This is a genomic window from Microbacterium sp. JZ70 (assembly GCF_053903225.1).
In genome coordinates, this window is record NZ_CP096405.1 from 1,748,408 (window position 1) to 1,765,895 (window position 17,488).

A 17,488-nucleotide genomic window follows, 5' to 3' on the forward strand; every position below is an offset into this window, starting at 1 on the left:
GTGCCCGATCCGTTCCTTCCTGAGGACATCACGGCGCGCGATCTCGCGCCGGCAGCCCGCAACGAGCTGAAGACCCTCAGCAAGGAGAACGCGGAGCGCGTCGCACGTCATCTCGCGATGGCGTCGCGCCTGATCGACGAGGACCCGCAGCTCGCCCACGAGCACGCCCTCGCCGCGGTGCGACACGCAGGCCGCATCGGCGTCGCCCGGGAGACGCTGGCGATCACGGCGTACGCGAACGGCGACTTCGCGCTCGCCCTGCGCGAGCTGCGCACGCAGCGGAGGATCACGGGGCGCAACGACAACGTCGCGCTCATCGTCGACAGCGAGCGCGGCGTCGGACGCCCCGAGAAGGCGCTCGAGGAGGGCCGCGCCGCCGACCGCGAGGCCCTTGACGTCGCGGCGCGCGTCGAGCTCGCGATCGCGATGTCGGGTGCGCGTCTGGATCTCGGTCAGACCGAGCTGGCCCTGCACGAGCTCGACATCCCGGAGCTCGATCCCGATCGGGCGTTCGAGTGGAGCCCGGGTCTCTTCGCGGCGCGCGCGAACGTGCTCGAGGACCTCGGCCGCACCGATGAGGCGGCGTCGTGGCGCCGCCGGGCGGAGGTGGCCGAGGAGGCGCTCCTCGCGCACCGCGGCGCAGACGAGGACGACTTCATCTTCGTCGACGACACCGACACCGAGGCGCTCCCGGCCGAGGAGGAGCACGCGGCCGACGACGTCGCCTCCGAGCAGGAGCCCGCAAGCGAGCAGGAGCCCGCAAGCGAGCAGGAGCCCGCAGCCGCTCCCGAGCCGGCAGAGGAGCCCGAGCCCGAGCCGGCAGAGGAGCCCGAGCCCGAGCCAGCAGAGGAGCCCGAGCCCGAGCCCGAGCAGGAGTTCACGATCGAGGACGAGGTGTCCGAGATCCTGATCGCCGCCGGGATCGAGGGCGCCGCCGACACGACGCCGGACGCTGCCGCTGCCGCCGCGCCCGACGCGACACCGGTCGACACCGAGGACGCCGAGTCCGAGGCGCGCGGAGAGCAGCAGCCTGCACCTGAGGAATCGACGACGGAGGATGACCGCCCCGATGGCGCTCTTTTCTAAGCGGACGGATGGCCCCGCACCGATCGAGGGGGTCGACGTCCTCCTCGCCGACCTCGACGGCGTCGTCTACGCCGGCCCCGGGCCGCTGCCGCACGCGGTCGAGAGCCTGAACCGTGCGACGAGCGAGGGCCGCCGGCTCGGGTTCATCACGAACAACGCCTCGCGGACGGACGCGTCCGTCGCCGCTCACCTGAGCGAGCTCGGCATCCCCACCGCGCCCGACGACGTCGTGACGAGCCCGCAGGCCGCCATGCGCCTGCTCGCGGAGCGCGTGCCGGCAGGCTCGACCATCCTCGTCGTGGGCGGGGAGGGCCTCGTCGTCGAGGCCGAGAAGGCCGGCTATGTCGTCACCCGCAGTGCCGAGGATGCGCCGGCGGCCGTGGTCCAGGGCTTCGCACCCGAGGTGGGCTGGACCCAGCTCGCGGAGGCCGCGTTCGCCCTCGCTCTTCCCGAGGAGGAGGGCGGCATCCCCTGGATCGCGACGAACACCGACTGGACGATCCCGCAGGCGCGGGGCGTCGCGCCGGGAAACGGCACGCTCGTGTCGGCCGTGCACACGGCCGTCGGGCGTCTCGCGACGGTCGCCGGCAAGCCCGAGGCCCCGATCTTCCACGCGGCCGTCGCACGATTCTCGGCGCAGAACCCGCTGTTCCTGGGCGACCGGCTCGACACCGACATCATGGGCGCGCAGGCGGCCGGGATGGCGTCGGCGATCGTGCTGACGGGGATCGACCGGCCCAAGCACATCCTCGCCGCGCCGTCTCACTCGCGCCCGACCTACATCCTCAGCGACCTGCGCGAGCTCTTCGAGCCGTATCCCGTCGCCCGCGTGAAGGGCGACACGGTCTGGGTCCGCGACGCTGCCGTGCGCATCGACGGGCCCGACGTGCACATCGTGAGCGAGGGAACGCGCGACATCGACCTGCTGCGTGCGGCGTCGAAGGCGATCTGGGACACCGGCCGCCAGATCTTCGGCTTCCGCGTGCCCGAGCGCCTCTACGAGGACCGCTTCCGCCGCGGCTAGTCTGAACGGGTGACGGATCAGGACCACGGCGCAGAGCTCGTCAGCCGGCTCAGGGTGATCGAGGATCAGCCTCTCGCCGAGCGGGCGAGCGCTTACGCGGCCCTGCACGACGAGCTGGCCGCGCGGCTCGAGTCCGCTCCTCGCGACGGCACCGCGCCCCGATGACGCAGCGGCTCGACGCGGCGCTCGCCGAGCGCGGCCTCGCGCGCTCGCGCACGCACGCGGCGGGCCTCATCGCGGATGGCGCGGTGCGGGTCGAGGGCGAGATCGTCACGAAGGCGTCGGCGAGGGTCGACGACACGACGCGCATCGAGGTGGACGCCGCCGATCAGTGGGTCAGCCGCGGCGCCCACAAGCTCATTCACGCGCTCGACGCGTTCTCGATCGAGGTCGCCGGCCGGGCCGCGCTCGACATGGGAGCGTCGACCGGCGGCTTCACCCAGGTGCTCCGAGCCCGCGGGGCGTCCCCGGTCATCGCCGTCGACGTGGGCCACGGACAGCTCGCGCCAGCGGTCGCGAGCGATCCCGAGGTGCGTGCGGTCGAGGGCTTCAACGTGCGGTTCATGACCCCGGAGAGGCTCGCGGAGGCCAGCGGCATCGCGACACCGCCCTCCGTCGTCACGGGCGACCTGTCGTTCATCTCGCTCACGCTCGTCCTGCCATCCGTCGCGGCGGTGGCGGCAGACGGCGCCGACGTCGTCCTGCTCGTCAAGCCGCAGTTCGAGGTGGGGCGCACCGGCATCCGCGGCGGTGTCGTGATCGACCCCGCCCTCCGCATCGACGCCGTGCGCGGCGTCCTGCGTGCTGCCTGGGATCTCGGCCTCGGCACCCGCGCGGTGCGCCGTTCGCCGATCGAGGGCGCGCACGGCAATGTCGAGGTGCTTGTGCACATCTCGCCGGGCCGCGGAGCGGATCCGACAGAATGGGAGGACACGATCGTGACGGAGGCGGGAGGACGATGACGCAGCGCAGGATCCTGATCGTCGCCCACGCGTATCGCGAGGACACGGTGCGCGCCGCGGTGCGGGTCGTGAACGCCGTGCGCGCCGAGGGCGCCGTCCCGGTGCTCGCCCCCGACGACCGTGCCGAGCTGTCCGCGATCGTCGCCGAGCTCGCCGACGTCCCCGCTCTCGGCATCGACGTGGCCCTGACCGAGATCGACATCGCGATCGTGCTCGGGGGAGACGGCACCATCCTGCGCGCGGCCGAGCTGGTGCGCGGAGGCACGGCGCCTGTCCTCGGCGTCAACATGGGGCACGTCGGCTTCCTCGCCGAGATCGAGCGCGACGACATGGACGAGGCCGTCCACCGCGCGATCATCGGCGACTACGCGGTCGAGGAGCGCTTGGCCCTCGCCGTCATCGTGAAGGACGACGACGACCGCGTGGTCTACGAGACGTGGGCCCTGAACGAGGCGGCGATCGAGAAGGACCAGCGCGAGCGGATGATCGAGGTCATCATCGAGGTCGACCGTCGGCCGCTCACGGCGTACGGTGCGGATGGCGTCGTCGTCGCGACTCCGACGGGATCCACGGCGTACAACTTCTCCGCGGGCGGGCCCGTCATCTGGCCGACCGTGCAGGCGATCGCCGTCGTGCCGCTCTCGGCGCACACGCTGTTCTCGAAGCCCCTCGTCGTCGGGCCCGATCACGCCGTCGCGGTCGAGCTCAAGGACGACTCGGCGGGCACCGGCGTCCTCTGGTGCGACGGGCGCCGCTCGCACCCGCTCCCGCCCGGCGCGCGCGTCGTCGTGCGGCGCTCGCCGAAGCCCGTGCTGCTCGCCCGCCTGCACCCCGCCGCGTTCACCGACCGGCTCGTCCGCAAGTTCAAGCTGCCGACCGAGGGATGGCGCGGCCCGAGCGAGCACACGCCCACCGAGACCCTCACGCTGCCGAGCCTGGAGGCCCACGAGTGATCGAGGAGATGCGACTGCGCGACCTCGGCGTGATCGCCGAGGCGACCCTGCCCATGGGCGCCGGGTTCACGGCGATCACGGGCGAGACCGGTGCGGGCAAGACCATGGTGGTGACCGGCCTCGGGCTGCTGCTCGGCCAGCGCGCCGACTCGGGCGCCGTGCGCGCGGGGGCGGCGCAGGCTGTCGTCGAGGGCGTGTGGATCGTTCCGGAGACCGGCGCCGTCGCCGAGCGCGTGCGCGACGCCGGCGGCGACCTGGAGCCGATCGGCGACGGCAGCGCCGAGCTGTATCTCTCGCGCACGCTCGCCGCCGAGGGTCGCAGTCGTGCGAGCGTGGGCGGCCGCGCCGCCCCGGCCGGGGTGCTCGCCGACCTCGCTGATGCGCTCGTCGTCGTGCACGGCCAGACCGATCAGCTGCGTCTCCGCTCGGCGGCCGCTCAGCGCGACGCGCTCGACCGCTTCGCGGGAGCGCCCGTGCGCGAGGCCCTCGAGGCCTACCGGGTCGCATGGCATGCGCACCGCGAGCTCGAGCGCGAGCTGGAGACCCTCACGACCGAGCGCACCGCGCGCGAAGCCGAGGCGGAGTCCCTGCGCGCGACCCTCGCGGAGATCGAGCAGATCGCCCCTGTCGAGGGCGAGGACGTGCAGCTCGCCGAGCGCGCCGAGCGGCTCGCGAACGCCGAGGAGCTGCGGTCTGCGGCGGCGCTCGCCCGCGAGGCCCTCTCGAGCGAGGAGGGAGCTCCGGATGTCTCGGGGCTCGTGAGCGAGGCGCGTCGCGCGCTCGAGCGCGCGGGCGACCCGGCGCTCACGACCCTGGCGGAGCAGATCGCCGACCTCGGATACCGGGCGGCGGACCTCGCCGTCGAGCTCTCGGGCTTCCTCGCCGATCTCGACGAGACCGGGCCGCAGGAGCTGGCGGCGGTCGAGGAGCGCCGGGCCGCGGTCGGCTCTCTCGTCCGCGCTCACGGGTCGCTCGACGCCGCGATCGCCCTCCTCGAGACGGGCTCCGCGCGGCTCGCGGAGCTCGACGACGACGGAGACCGGATCGAGCGGCTGTCCGCCCAGCGCGAGGAGTCGCGCGCCGCGCTCGACGCCGCGGCAGCGACGCTCACCGCCGCGCGCCGGGAGGCGGCGACGCGCCTCGGCGACGCTGTCACGGAGGAGCTGCACGCCCTCGCGATGCCCGACGCGCGCCTCGTCGTGGAGGTCTCGCCGGGCCAGGAATCGGCGACCGGGCGCGACGACGTCGCCTTCCTGCTCTCCCCGCACCCCGGGGCCGAGCCGCGCTCGGTCGCGCGCGGCGCGTCGGGCGGCGAGCTGAGCCGCGTGATGCTCGCGATCGAGGTCGTGATCGCCGAGACCGACCCCGTGCCGACGTTCGTGTTCGACGAGGTCGACGCGGGCATCGGCGGCGCCGCGGCGATCGAGGTCGGCAAGCGCCTCGCGCGCCTCGCGCAGTCGTCGCAGGTGATCGCGGTGACCCACCTCGCGCAGGTGGCGGCGTTCGCGAGCAACCACCTGAGCGTGGTCAAGGCCAACGACGGGTCGGTCACCCGCTCGAGCGTGCAGCGTCTGGAGGGCGCAGAGCGGGAGGCCGAGATGGCACGGCTGCTCTCGGGACTGGCCGACTCGGACGCTGCGCTGACCCACGCGCGCGAGCTTCTCGCGCTCGCCCACACCGCCGTCTGACACCGCCCGCGAGGTCGCTCTCGCCCGCGCGCCGGGAACGTGGCACGATAGCCCGAAGGATGCCGGGCGCGGCGCCTCCCGTCGGCCGCGACAAGCATCCGCCGCTGGGAGCACACTGCGAGCGGCACGCCCTCCTCCCACCCCCGACTGTTAGGATCGAAGCCCGTGATGCAGACTCCTGAGGCACGGCGCGACGACACCACCAAGCAGATCTTCGTGACGGGCGGTGTCGTCTCCTCGCTCGGCAAGGGGCTCACGGCCGCGAGTCTCGGGAACCTCCTCACCGCACGCGGGCTGCACGTGGTCATGCAGAAGCTCGACCCGTACCTCAACGTCGACCCCGGCACGATGAACCCGTTCCAGCACGGCGAGGTCTTCGTCACGGACGACGGCGCCGAGACCGACCTCGACATCGGGCACTACGAGCGCTTCCTCGACATCAACCTGTCGCAGGCCGCGAACGTCACGACGGGCCAGATCTACTCGCAGGTCATCGCGCGCGAGCGCCGCGGCGAGTACCTGGGCGACACGGTGCAGGTCATCCCGCACATCACCGACGAGATCAAGCGGCGCATGCGCCTGCAGGCCGAGGACGAGCCGCGTCCCGACGTCATCATCACGGAGGTCGGCGGCACGGTCGGCGACATCGAGTCGCAGCCGTTCCTCGAGGCGGCCCGGCAGCTGCGCCACGAGCTCGGTCGCGACAACGTGTTCTTCGTGCACGTGTCGCTCGTGCCGTTCATGGGCGCATCCGGCGAGCAGAAGACGAAGCCCACGCAGCACTCGGTGGCCGCGCTGCGCCAGGTCGGCATCCAGCCCGACGCGCTCGTGCTCCGCAGCGATCGCCCTGTGAGCGAGAGCAACCGCAACAAGATCGCCCTCATGTGCGACGTCGACATCGAGGGCGTCGTGAACACGGTCGACCTCCCGAGCATCTACGACATCCCCTCGACGCTCAACGAGCAGGGTCTCGACGCCTACATCGCGCGCCGCCTCGGCCTCGCCGAGAAGGCCGGCGACGTCGACTGGACGCGCTGGGGCCGCGTCCTGCACGCGGTCCACAACCCGAAGCACGAGGTGACGATCGGCCTCGTCGGCAAGTACATCGACCTGCCCGACGCCTACCTCTCGGTGACCGAGGCGCTCAAAGCCGGCGGATTCGCGCAGGAGACCAAGGTCAACATCCGCTGGATCCCGTCGGACACCTGCGAGACGCCCGAGGGCGCCAAGGAGCAGCTGTCGTCGCTCGACGGCATCTGCGTGCCCGGCGGATTCGGCATCCGCGGCATCGAGGGCAAGCTCGGAGCGCTCCGCTTCGCGCGCGAGCAGGGCATCCCGACGCTCGGCCTGTGCCTCGGCCTGCAGTGCATGGTGATCGAGTACGCCCGCGACGTGGCCGGCATCGCCGACGCATCGTCGACCGAGTTCGACCCCGAGACGACCGCTCCCGTCATCGCGACGATGGCCGAGCAGGTCGACATCCTCGACCGCGGCGACCTCGGCGGCACGATGCGCCTCGGTCTGTACCCCGCGCGCCTCGCGGACGGCTCGCTCGCCGCCGACCTCTACGGCGCCGCCGAGGTCCAGGAGCGCCACCGCCACCGCTACGAGGTCAACAACGCCTACCGGGCGCAGCTCGCCGAGGCGGGGCTCGTGTTCTCCGGCCTGAACCCCGACCTCGACCTCGTCGAGTTCGTCGAGCTGCCGCGCGACGTGCACCCGTACTACATCGCGACCCAGGCGCACCCCGAGCTCCGCTCGCGCCCGACCGACCCGCACCCGCTGTTCCGCGGGCTCGTCGGCGCGGCCGTCGAGCGCAGCCGGGCTAGCGAGCTGTTCGACGTCGAGAACGCCTGATGACCGAGGAGCTCCGAGACGAGGCCCACGAGGTCGAGATCGTCGAGAGCGAGGTCGCGTTCCGCGGCATCGTGTGGGACATCGTCTCGGAGCGCTTCGTCTACGGCGACGACCAGCTGACGCGTCAGTACCTGGCCCATCCCGGGGCGGCGGCGGTCGTCGCACTCGACGCGGACGAGCGCGTCCTGCTCATCCAGCAGTACCGCCATCCGATCGGCGAGCGCGACTGGGAGCTCCCCGCCGGGCTCCTCGACGTCGCGGGCGAGAGCCCGCTCGAGGCCGCGCAGCGGGAGCTCGCCGAGGAGGCCGACCTCGAGGCCGCGGACTGGCAGGAGCTGAGCGCCGTGCATCTGTCGCCGGGTGGCACGTCGGAGCTCATCCACCTGTTCCTCGCACGCGACCTCACGCCGACGGAAGGCGCGTTCGAGCGCGAGGGCGAGGAGGCCGACATGCGCGTGGAGTGGCTCCCCCTCGAGGAGGCCGTGCGCGCGGTCGTCGAGGGGCGGTTCCGGAACGCGACCACGGGCATGGGACTGCTGCTGACCGCGGCGCGGCTGCGCGGCGCCTAGGACGCGACGTGCGTCTCGAGCGCGCCGTCGACGCGTATCTGCGGCACCTCACGATCGAGCGCGGCCTGTCGGAGCACACGATCGCGGCGTACCGCCGCGATCTGGAGGGCTATGCCGCGTGGCTGCGCGCGAACGGGGTCGACGATGCCGACGCCGTGACCCCCGCGATCGCCGCGGAGTTCGCGGCGGCACGGGCCGGGGAGGACCCGCCGCCCGCTGCCTCCTCACTCGCTCGCCTCCAGTCATCCGTGCGCGGTCTGCACCGCTTCCTCGTGCGCGAGGGCCTCGCGGCCGACGATCCCGCCCAGCGGCTGCGTCCTCCGAAGCAGCCGCAGCGGCTCCCGAAGGCCCTGACGATCGAGCAGGTCGAGCGCCTGCTGGCCGCGCCCTCGCCCGACGAGCCCCTGGGCATCCGCGATCGCGCCCTGCTGGAGCTGCTCTACGCGACCGGCGCCCGCGTGTCGGAGGCGATCTCTCTCGATGTCGACGACCTCGCGAGCGGCGATGTGCTGCGTCTGCGCGGCAAGGGCTCGAAGGAGCGCATCGTGCCGGTGGGGTCGTTCGCGCGCGCCGCGGTGGATGCGTACCTCACCCGCGTGCGCCCCGAGCTCGCGGCGAAGGGGAGGGCCACCGCGAAGCTCTTCCTCGGCGCCCGCGGCGCCCCGCTCTCGCGGCAGAGCGCGTGGCTCGTGATCCAGGCGGCCGCGGAGCGCGCGCACCTCGAGGCGCACGTGTCCCCGCACACCCTCCGCCACTCGTTCGCGACGCACCTCCTGCAGGGCGGCGCCGACGTGCGCGTCGTGCAGGAGCTCCTCGGCCACTCGTCGGTCGCGACCACGCAGATCTACACCCACGTCACGGTCGACACGCTCCGCGATGTGTACGCGACGAGCCATCCCCGAGCGCTCTGACCGGAATATCACGGGTCGGTAACGAAGTCCTCCGCGATAAGAGGAATCGGCGCCGCGGCGACACATCCTCAGTGAGAGCGCCTCCGCAGATCATCCTCCAGACGGATGCCCCGCGGGTTGCGCTCTTGGAACGATGGCAGGACACAGCACCGCGCGCTCGCCGCGCCTCGACGCAGGGACCATGATGCGAACCACACGCCCTCTCACGCTCGTCGCCTCGGCGGCCATCCTCACCGCGACCCTCGCGGGATGCTCGCAGCAGGGCGGCGGTGAGCCCGAGCTCTCGTGGGAGGACTCGCCCCTCAACGAGTACACGGCGGCCGTGTACGGCAGCGACCTCTCGCCCGAGGAGCAGCAGAAGCAGATGGACGAGCAGACGCGCGAGATCGAGGAGCGCACCGCGGAGTGCATGCAGGCCGAGGGCTTCGAGTACGTGCCCAACCTGCAGAACGGCGGCGTGGTCTTCGAGGACGACGGGGTCTGGGACCCCGAGTCGCGCGAGTGGGTCGCGCAGTACGGGTACGGCATGTTCAACGACCCTTGGCAGGACCAGCCGCAGCCCGAGCCGGAGGAGTACGTCGACCCGAACCAGGAGTACATCGAGTCGCTGTCGGAGTCGGAGCAGCTGGCCTACAACGAGACGCTCTGGGGCGAGCAGCCGTCCGAGGAGGAGATGAGCGACCCCGAGTTCGACTGGAACGCGTTCTACGAGACCGCCGATCGCGGCTGCAACGGGGAGGCGTCGGACGAGGTGTACGGCACGAACCTCTGGGACAAGCTGTACGAGGAGTTCGAGCCGCTCATGACGAAGATGGACGAGCTCTACACGACGGTCCAGGAGTCGCCCGAGATGGTCGAGCTCGACGCGGAGTGGGCGTCGTGCATGGCCGACGCGGGCCACGCGGGCTACACGAAGCAGGCGGACCCGATGAACGAGCTCTCGGAGAAGCAGAACGCCTTCTACGAGGAGCAGAACGCCGCGTACGAGGACTTCGACTTCGAGAACGCGAGCGAGGAGGAGCTCGCGGCTCTCGAGGAGCAGAGCGACCCCACGCAGACGCCCGAGTGGAAGGAGCTCGCCGAGAAGGAGATCGAGATCGCGCTCGTCGACCTCGACTGCCGCGAGAAGACCGACTACCGCGACGCGAGCCTGCGCATCCAGTTCGAGCTCGAGGAGCAGTTCATCGCCGACAACAAGGCCGAGCTCGAGGCGTACAAGGCCGCTGCCGAGCAGGCGAGCTGAGCGGTGCGCGCACGGGATCTTCGCATGGAGGGGCGCGAGAAGAGCGGCGGGGACGAGCAGGACCGAGAGACAGAGCTCGTCCCCGCAACATCCGACGCCGCCTCGACGGACGCGACGTTCGACGAGGTCGTCGAGCAGGCGGCCGTCGAGGAGGCGCCGGCCGAGAGCACGCAGGGACGCGCCGCCGGGTGGGGGCGCGTCATCCGCGGCAACAAGGGGCTGTGGATCACGGCGGCGGTCGCGGTCGTCGCGCTCGCCGGGGGCCTCGCGCTCGGGCGCTTCGTGATCTCGCCGCTCGATGCGGCGGCAGGGGCGGGGGCGCCGGACCCGGGCCTCGTCACGGTGCCCGTCGAGTTCGGCGCGCTGAGCAACGACGTCACGCTGCGCGGCGACGTCGGCTACACCGACGCGGTCGAGCTCAAGATCGACACGTCGTCGTTCACGGGGGCCGCCATCGTGACCGGGCAGGTGCCCGAGGCGGGCGCAGAACTCGACAGCCTCTCGATCGCGCTCGAGGTGACCGGGCGGCCGGTCATCGTGCTGCCGGGGGAGCTGCCGGCCTACCGCACGCTGCGCGTGGGGGTCTCCGGCCCCGACGTCATCCAGCTCAAGGAAGCCCTCACGGCCGTCGGGATCGGTGTCGGCGACGTCGCGTCCGATGTCTTCGACGAGGCGACGGCGCTCGCGGTGGGCGAGCTCTACAACCAGGCAGGGTACCCGGCTCCCGAGCCCGAGGAGGGCGTCGCGGAGGCGGTGATCGCGGCCGAGGAGGGCGTGCGGATGGCCGAGCAGTCGCTCGCGGACGCGCGCAAGGCCCTCGCGACGGCGGGCCAGGGCCCGTCGGACATCGAGATCCGCGAGGCGGACAACCAGATCGCGAGCCTGCACCGCCAGATCGCCGCGGCCGAGGGGGCGGGTGAGGATGCGAGCGACCTGCGCGATCAGCTCGCGGTCGCGGAGCTGCAGCGACAGGCCCTCGACGCTCCCCGCGACACGAGCGCCGAGCAGGCGATGGTCGACAGCGCGATCGCCGGAGTCGAGACGGCGAACGCCTCGCTCGCCGAGGCGCGCGAGTCGGCCCTGCCGTTCCTCCCGGCGAGCGAGGTGCTCTACCTGCAGGAGCTGCCGCGCCGCGTCGACGCCGTGAACGTCGAGCGCGGCGCCGCGCTCGAGGGTGCCGCCATGACGGTGTCCGGCGCGTCGGTCGAGCTCACGGGCACCGCCGCTGCCGCCGACGTCGAGCTGCTCGAGGTCGGCGCCGAGGCGACCTTCGAGCTGCCGGACGGCGCCGAGCACCGCGCGGTCATCGCCGCGATCGAGCCCGCGGAGGACGGCGGCCGGACGAAGATCTCCTTCGAGCCCGACCCGCTCACTCCCGAGCAGATGGAGCAGGTGCAGGGCACGAACGTCCGCATCAACGTGCCGGTCGGCGCGACCGAGGGCGAGGTGCTCTCGGTGCCGTACGCGGCCCTCACGGCCGGCCCCGGCGGCGACTCGCGCGTCGAGGTCGTCACGGGCGACCCGCGTGACGGCGAGAGCGCCGAGACGCGCCTCGTGACGGTCGAGACCGGCCTCGCCGCGGGCGGCTACGTCGAGGTGACCCCGGTCGAGGGCGAGCTCGAGGAGGGCGACCTCGTGGTGGTCGGCTCGTGACCGACCCCATCGTCGAGCTGCGCGACGTGACCCGCTCGTTCCCCGGGCCGCCGGAGGTGCAGGCGCTCAAGGCCGCATCGCTCCGGCTCGAGCAGGGCGAGTACGCGTCGATCGTCGGGCCGAGCGGCTCGGGCAAGTCGACCATGCTGAACATCCTCGGTCTCCTCGATCGTCCGACCGTGGGGGAGTACCGGCTCGCGGGCGCCCTCACCGGCGATCTGACCGAGGACGAGCGCGCCGCCGTGCGCGCGCAGTTCATCGGCTTCGTCTTCCAGGCGTTCCACCTCATGCCGCGTCGCACCGTGCTCGACAACGTGCTCATGCCCATGCTCTACAGCGGCGTGCCGCGCGCCGAGCGCGAGGCGCGCGCCGAGGCCGCCCTCGACCGCGTCGGGCTGGGGCACCGCAAGTCGTTCTTCCCCGGCACGCTCTCGGGCGGCGAGCGGCAGCGCGTCGCCGTCGCGCGCGCGGTCGTGAGCGGTCCCCGGCTGCTCCTCGCGGACGAGCCGACCGGCAGCCTCGACCAGAAGACCTCGCGGGAGGTCATGGAGCTCTTCGAGGAGCTCAACGCCGACGGTCTCACGCTCGTCGTGATCACGCATGACCAGGGCGTGGCCGAGCGCGCGCGCCGGAGCATCCGGATCTCCGACGGCCGGCTGAGCGAGGTCGCATGACCGCCGTCGAGACCGAGGCGCCGGCCGAGGAGTCGCCGTCGCGCCGCCGTCGGCTGACCTGGCGCCGGCGGCGGCCCTCTGCCGACGGCCCCGCACCCTCGCGCGCGGTGGACCTCGTGCGCCCCGTCGCCCGCGCCGACCGGTTCACGGCGAGCGATCTGTTCCTCGAGGCGACCACGGACATCGGGTCGCGCCCCGGCCGACTCATCATGACCATCCTCGGCACCGTGCTCGGGATCGGGTCCCTCGTCGCCACCTGGGGGTTCGCGCAGACGGCGGCCGCGCAGATCGCGAGCCAGTTCGACGCGGTCGCCGCGACGCAGGTCTCCATCGCTCCTGCCGAGGCGTCGAGCGGGCCCGACGGCCGGACGGGGGCGCTCGGCACGATCCCGTGGGATGCCCCCGACCGGCTCGAGCTGCTCGCCGGTGCCGAGGCGGCGGCTCTCATCTCGGAGGTGCCGCTCGAGGAGGCCGCCATCACGGCCGTGCCGCTCAACGACCCGTCGGCGCCGGCGACCGCGCCGCCGCCGCTCATGGCGACGTCGGCCGGGCTGCTCGACGTGGTCCGCGGCGAGATGCTCACGGGGCGCATGTTCGACGAGGGGCATGACGTCCGCGGCGACCGCGTGGCCGTGCTCGGCGCGCGTGCCGCCGAGCGTCTCAGCATCGCGCGCGTCGACCGACAGCCCTCGATCTTCATCGACGGCCTGGCGTACGCCGTGATCGGCATCGTGGGCGAGACGCAGACGCGCGGCGAGCTCCGGGATGCCGTGATCATCCCCGACGGCGCCGCGCGCGCCGACTTCTCGCTGCCCGCGCCCGCCGAGGCCGTCGTCCGGATCGCCGTGGGCGCGGGGCCCCAGATCGCCGATCAGGCGCCGCTCGCCCTGGCACCCGACGCTCCCGACACGCTCGACGTGCGCGCGCCATCCGCCGGATCGGATCTGGGCGATGCGGTGCAGTCCGACGTCAACATCGTGTTCGTCATCGTCGGCGCGGTGTCGCTGCTCGCCGGCGGACTCGGGATCGCGAACGTCACGCTCCTGTCGGTCATGGAGCGGGTCGGCGAGATCGGCCTGCGGCGCGCGCTCGGCGCCACCCGCCGGCAGATCGCCGCGCAGTTCACGGTCGAGTCCATCGTCATCGGCCTGCTCGGCGGGCTCATCGGGGCCGCGCTCGGGGTCCTGTCCGTCGTCGTCGTGGCCGCGACACAGCAGTGGACGGCCGTGGTCGACCCGCTCGTCGCCTGCGCCGGCGTCGTGCTCGGCGCGGTCGTCGGATGGCTCTCGGGCTGGTACCCGGCGCGTCGTGCCGCGCGGGTCGAGCCGGTCAACGCGCTCCGCGGCGCCTGACACACGCCGCGGGAAGGGGCCCGGGCACCGGCGACCCCGACCCGCGGCGTCGGCTCACCGGGTCGGGAGAGAGGGCGATTAGACTCGGACAGGTCGTATCGAGACCAACCAGGACAGTGAGAGCAGGGGATTCGGTGGCGCGCAAGGCCCAGCAGGACGAGAGACCGATCGGCCCGACCGGTCGTCCGTACCAGGGGTTCCCGACGCCGCCGAAGCTCGACAGCCACGGCCCTGCCCGGATCATCGCGCTCTGCAACCAGAAGGGCGGCGTCGGCAAGACGACCACGACGATCAACCTCGCGGCCTCGCTCGCAGAGTACGGGCGCAAGGTGCTCGCCGTGGACTTCGATCCGCAGGGCGCCCTGTCGGCGGGCCTCGGCGTGCAGACGCACGACGTGACGACCATCTACGACCTGCTTCTCGAGCCCAAGCGCGACGCGCACGAGGCGATCGTCCACACCGCGGTCGAGGGGCTCGACATCATCCCCGCGAACATCGACCTGTCGGCGGCCGAGGTGCACCTCGTGAACGAGGTCGCCCGCGAGATGATCCTCGCGCGCGTGCTCCGCGGCATCGCGAACGAGTACGACGTCATCCTCATCGACTGCCAGCCCTCGCTCGGCATCCTCACCGTGAACGCGCTCACCGCGGCGCATGGCGTGCTCATCCCGCTCGAGTGCGAGTTCTTCGCCCTGCGCGGCGTCGCGCTCCTCATCGAGACGATCGACAAGGTGCGCGACCGCCTGAACCCGGCGATCGAGCTCGACGGGCTTCTCGCGACCATGTACGACTCCCGCACGCTGCACTCGCGCGAGGTGCTCGACCGCATCGTCGAGGCGTTCGGCGACAAGGTGCTCGAGACGGTCATCGGCCGCACCGTGAAGTTCCCCGACGCGTCGGTGTCGGGCGTGCCCATCACGGAGTTCGCACCCGAGCACCCGGCGGCTCAGGCCTACCTCCGGCTGGCACGGGAGCTGGTGGCCCGTGGCGCCGTCGCCTGACGCGGCGCACGACGAGACTCCGCTCGCCCCGCGCGCGGAGGAGGCAGACCCGGCCGGGGCCGCGGAGCAGGACGGAAGCGGCGGCTTCCGCGTCTCGCTCGGGAACTTCGACGGGCCGTTCGACCTCCTGCTGACCCTCATCTCGAAGCACGAGCTCGACATCACCGAGATCGCGCTGAGCAGGGTCACCGACGAGTTCATCGCGTATCTGCGCGATCTCGGGCCCGAGGAGGACCTCGACCAGGCCAGCGAGTTCCTCGTCGTCGCCGCGACGCTGCTCGACATGAAGGTCGCGGGGCTCCTTCCGCAGGGCGAGCTCGTCGACGCCGAGTCGGTCGCGCTGCTCGAGGCGCGCGATCTGCTCTTCGCCCGTCTGCTGCAGTACCGCGCGTTCAAGGAGGCGTCCGGGTGGTTCCGGGCGCGCCTGCAGGCCGAGGACGGGCGCCACGCACGCGCCGTGCCGCTCGAGGAGAAGCATCGCGCGAAGACCCCGGAGCTCATCTGGACGCTCACGAAGGAGGAGTTCGCGGCGCTCGCGATGCTCGCGTTCGCCCCGAAGGCCCTTCCCCACGTCGGGCTGGACCACCTGCACGCGCCGCTCGTGTCCATCCGCGAGCAGGCCGCGATCGTCGTCACGCAGCTGCGCTCCCGCGAGAGGATGAGCTTCCGGGAGCTCGTCGCGGGGGTCGATCAGATCGGCGTCGTCGTCGCGCGGTTCCTCGCGGTCCTCGAGCTCTACCGGCATGCGGCCATCAGCTTCGAGCAGCTCGAGCCGCTCGGCGAGCTCACCCTCACCTGGACATCCGAGCAGTGGTCGGATGAGATGCTGGCGAGTCTGGGGGCCGACTATGACCGCTGAGCGCGGAGCAGGACGGAAGCGGATGGCCGAGGCAGGAGGGCGAGGATGAGCGACGAGCAGACGGAGACGGCGGAGCGCGTCGACGCGCCGGCGGGCGGCACCGTGACGCAGCGTCTCGAGGCCGTGCTCATGATCGCCGACGAGCCGCTCAGCGTCGTGAGCCTCGCGACGGCCGTCGGGGCACCTGTGCCCGCCGTGCGCCAGGCGATCGAGACGCTCGTCGCGGACTACGACGGCGCAGCGGGCGGCCCTGTGCGCGGATTCGAGCTGCGCGAGGTCGGCGGCGGATGGCGGTTCTACGTGCGCGAGCAGTTCGACGACCTCGTCGCGGACTTCGTCGGGGGCCAGGCGCCGGCGCGACTCTCCCAGGCCGCGCTCGAGACGCTCGCGGTGATCGCCTACAAGCAGCCCGTGACGCGCTCGCAGGTGGCGTCCATCCGTGCGGTGAACGTCGACTCCGTCGTGCGGACGCTGCTCGCGCGCGGGCTCATCACCGAGCTCTATGCCGACCCGGAGACGGGCGCGGTCAACTACGGCACGACCGACCTGCTGCTGCAGCAGCTCGGGATCAACTCGCTCGACGAGCTCCCGCCGATCTCGCCGCTGCTCGATGACGGCGCCGACGGGTTCGACGAGCTCACCGCATGAGGACGAACGGGCCGTTCCGACGCCTGTCTCTTCTCCGGCCGGAGACGACACATGTCTCACTTCCCGCCGGAAACGCGGCATGATTCCAGCGGGAAGCGAGACACGGGGCAGCGCACGACGCACTGATGTCTCACGCGTCGCGGGAAAGGCCGGGGTATTGCCGCCGCGCGTGAGACATGCGAAGAGGAAGAAGAGGAACAGCGCATGACAGAGGCAGAGGGCATCCGCCTGCAGAAGGTGCTCGCGAACGCCGGTGTGGCATCCCGCCGTGTCTCGGAGCAGCTCATCGTCGAAGGGCGCGTGCGCGTCAACGGCACCGTCGTCACCGAGCTCGGCACGCGCATCGACCCCGAGAAGGACCTCGTCGACGTCGACGGGACAGCCGTTCAACTCGACACGACGAAGCGGTACGTCATGCTCAACAAGCCCACGGGCGTCGTGAGCACCATGAAGGACGACCGCGGCCGCCCCGACCTGCGCCGCTTCACGCGCGAGTGGGAGGAGCGCCTCTACAACGTCGGCCGGCTCGACGCCGACACGAGCGGCCTGCTCGTCCTGACCAACGACGGCGAGCTCGCCCACGTGCTCGCCCACCCGAGCTTCGGCGTCACGAAGGTCTACATCGCGAAGGTCGAGGGGCGGGTGACGCCGCAGACGATCGCGAAGCTCACGCGCGGCATCGAGCTCGAGGATGGCCCGATCGCCGCCGACAAGGCCCGCCTGCTCGACACCTCGGGCGACTCGAGCCTCGTCGAGCTCACCCTGCACTCGGGGCGCAACCGGATCGTGCGCCGCATGATGGCGGCGGTCGGCCATCCGGTTCTCGAGCTCGTGCGCCGCCAGTTCGGGCCCCTGCACCTGGGAACCCTCCCAGTGGGCCAGACCCGCGAGCTGACTAAAGTGGAGCGTGGCGCGCTGCTGACCCTGTCGCGCCGTGAGACGGATGCTCCGCCCGCCGATGGCGTCGAGACTCCGGCATCGGAGGAGCAGGAGACCTCGTGAGCGAGA

Annotated in this window: 17 protein-coding genes; all 17 read left to right on the forward strand. The window is 72.2% G+C overall.

What is annotated here, in order from left to right; translation table 11 throughout:
* Complete coding sequence (locus M1D46_RS07925; RefSeq protein ID WP_456287086.1) at nucleotides 1–1,086, forward strand: hypothetical protein; 1,086 nt, start codon at nucleotides 1–3, stop codon at nucleotides 1,084–1,086.
* Nucleotides 1,070–2,110, forward strand: a complete 1,041-nt coding sequence (locus M1D46_RS07930; protein ID WP_282979244.1) for an HAD-IIA family hydrolase — start codon at nucleotides 1,070–1,072, stop codon at nucleotides 2,108–2,110. Before M1D46_RS07925 ends, M1D46_RS07930 begins: the two co-directional genes overlap by 17 nt.
* Before the next feature lie 9 nt (nucleotides 2,111–2,119).
* Nucleotides 2,120–2,275, forward strand: coding sequence for a hypothetical protein (locus tag M1D46_RS07935; RefSeq protein WP_271173390.1), 156 nt, complete (start codon nucleotides 2,120–2,122; stop codon nucleotides 2,273–2,275).
* Nucleotides 2,272–3,072, forward strand: a complete 801-nt coding sequence (locus tag M1D46_RS07940; RefSeq protein ID WP_456287088.1) for a TlyA family RNA methyltransferase — start codon at nucleotides 2,272–2,274, stop codon at nucleotides 3,070–3,072. Before M1D46_RS07935 ends, M1D46_RS07940 begins: the two co-directional genes overlap by 4 nt.
* Nucleotides 3,069–4,025 carry an NAD kinase gene (locus M1D46_RS07945; RefSeq protein WP_271173388.1) on the forward strand — a complete coding sequence of 319 codons (957 nt, stop codon included), beginning with the start codon at nucleotides 3,069–3,071 and terminating at the stop codon, nucleotides 4,023–4,025. Before M1D46_RS07940 ends, M1D46_RS07945 begins: the two co-directional genes overlap by 4 nt.
* On the forward strand, nucleotides 4,022–5,713 hold the full coding sequence (gene recN, locus M1D46_RS07950; protein ID WP_456287089.1) for a DNA repair protein RecN: 1,692 nt from the start codon (nucleotides 4,022–4,024) through the stop codon (nucleotides 5,711–5,713). Before M1D46_RS07945 ends, recN begins: the two co-directional genes overlap by 4 nt.
* A 168-nt stretch (nucleotides 5,714–5,881) precedes the next feature.
* Nucleotides 5,882–7,570 carry a CTP synthase gene (locus M1D46_RS07955; protein ID WP_324014898.1) on the forward strand — a complete coding sequence of 563 codons (1,689 nt, stop codon included), beginning with the start codon at nucleotides 5,882–5,884 and terminating at the stop codon, nucleotides 7,568–7,570.
* On the forward strand, nucleotides 7,570–8,139 hold the full coding sequence (locus M1D46_RS07960; RefSeq protein ID WP_271173385.1) for an NUDIX domain-containing protein: 570 nt from the start codon (nucleotides 7,570–7,572) through the stop codon (nucleotides 8,137–8,139). The genes M1D46_RS07955 and M1D46_RS07960 overlap by 1 nt, the downstream gene beginning before the upstream one ends.
* Nucleotides 8,140–8,147: 8 nt before the next feature.
* Entirely contained in the window at nucleotides 8,148–9,050 is a 903-nt protein-coding gene (gene xerD / locus M1D46_RS07965; protein WP_456284908.1) for a site-specific tyrosine recombinase XerD, read from the forward strand.
* Between the two features lie 181 nt (nucleotides 9,051–9,231).
* Nucleotides 9,232–10,293, forward strand: coding sequence for a hypothetical protein (locus M1D46_RS07970; RefSeq protein ID WP_271173383.1), 1,062 nt, complete (start codon nucleotides 9,232–9,234; stop codon nucleotides 10,291–10,293).
* Nucleotides 10,294–10,317: 24 nt separating this feature from the next.
* Nucleotides 10,318–11,946 (forward strand): efflux RND transporter periplasmic adaptor subunit, encoded by a 1,629-nt coding sequence (locus M1D46_RS07975; RefSeq protein WP_421075235.1) that lies wholly within the window; start codon nucleotides 10,318–10,320, stop codon nucleotides 11,944–11,946.
* A complete protein-coding gene (locus tag M1D46_RS07980; protein ID WP_271173381.1) occupies nucleotides 11,943–12,620 on the forward strand; it encodes an ABC transporter ATP-binding protein in 678 nt (225 codons plus the stop codon). The genes M1D46_RS07975 and M1D46_RS07980 overlap by 4 nt, the downstream gene beginning before the upstream one ends.
* The gene (locus M1D46_RS07985; RefSeq protein WP_456287090.1) at nucleotides 12,617–13,972 is read left to right on the forward strand and encodes an ABC transporter permease; all 1,356 of its coding nucleotides are present in this window, start codon (nucleotides 12,617–12,619) and stop codon (nucleotides 13,970–13,972) included. Before M1D46_RS07980 ends, M1D46_RS07985 begins: the two co-directional genes overlap by 4 nt.
* Nucleotides 13,973–14,106: 134 nt before the next feature.
* Nucleotides 14,107–14,973 (forward strand): ParA family protein, encoded by an 867-nt coding sequence (locus M1D46_RS07990; protein ID WP_324011887.1) that lies wholly within the window; start codon nucleotides 14,107–14,109, stop codon nucleotides 14,971–14,973.
* Nucleotides 14,957–15,832 carry a segregation and condensation protein A gene (locus M1D46_RS07995; protein ID WP_456287091.1) on the forward strand — a complete coding sequence of 292 codons (876 nt, stop codon included), beginning with the start codon at nucleotides 14,957–14,959 and terminating at the stop codon, nucleotides 15,830–15,832. The genes M1D46_RS07990 and M1D46_RS07995 overlap by 17 nt, the downstream gene beginning before the upstream one ends.
* A 45-nt stretch (nucleotides 15,833–15,877) precedes the next feature.
* Nucleotides 15,878–16,480: an SMC-Scp complex subunit ScpB gene (scpB, locus tag M1D46_RS08000; protein ID WP_282979226.1), complete on the forward strand. Its 603-nt coding sequence runs from the start codon at nucleotides 15,878–15,880 to the stop codon at nucleotides 16,478–16,480.
* Between the two features lie 204 nt (nucleotides 16,481–16,684).
* Entirely contained in the window at nucleotides 16,685–17,482 is a 798-nt protein-coding gene (locus M1D46_RS08005; protein ID WP_421075237.1) for a pseudouridine synthase, read from the forward strand.
* The last annotated feature ends 6 nt before the right edge of the window (nucleotides 17,483–17,488 follow it).

Bases quoted from the DNA above. Each gene is read 5' to 3' on its own strand.
- M1D46_RS07930 (WP_282979244.1), top strand. From the start codon at position 1,070: ATGGCGCTCTTTTCTAAGCGGACGGATGGCCCCGCACCGATCGAGGGG.
- M1D46_RS07940 (WP_456287088.1), top strand. From the start codon at position 2,272: ATGACGCAGCGGCTCGACGCGGCGCTCGCCGAGCGCGGCCTCGCGCGC.
- M1D46_RS07945 (WP_271173388.1), top strand. From the start codon at position 3,069: ATGACGCAGCGCAGGATCCTGATCGTCGCCCACGCGTATCGCGAGGAC.
- M1D46_RS07955 (WP_324014898.1), top strand. From the start codon at position 5,882: ATGCAGACTCCTGAGGCACGGCGCGACGACACCACCAAGCAGATCTTC.
- M1D46_RS07960 (WP_271173385.1), top strand. From the start codon at position 7,570: ATGACCGAGGAGCTCCGAGACGAGGCCCACGAGGTCGAGATCGTCGAG.
- M1D46_RS07970 (WP_271173383.1), top strand. From the start codon at position 9,232: ATGATGCGAACCACACGCCCTCTCACGCTCGTCGCCTCGGCGGCCATC.
- M1D46_RS07975 (WP_421075235.1), top strand. From the start codon at position 10,318: ATGGAGGGGCGCGAGAAGAGCGGCGGGGACGAGCAGGACCGAGAGACA.
- M1D46_RS07985 (WP_456287090.1), top strand. From the start codon at position 12,617: ATGACCGCCGTCGAGACCGAGGCGCCGGCCGAGGAGTCGCCGTCGCGC.
- scpB (WP_282979226.1), top strand. From the start codon at position 15,878: ATGAGCGACGAGCAGACGGAGACGGCGGAGCGCGTCGACGCGCCGGCG.
- M1D46_RS08005 (WP_421075237.1), top strand. From the start codon at position 16,685: ATGACAGAGGCAGAGGGCATCCGCCTGCAGAAGGTGCTCGCGAACGCC.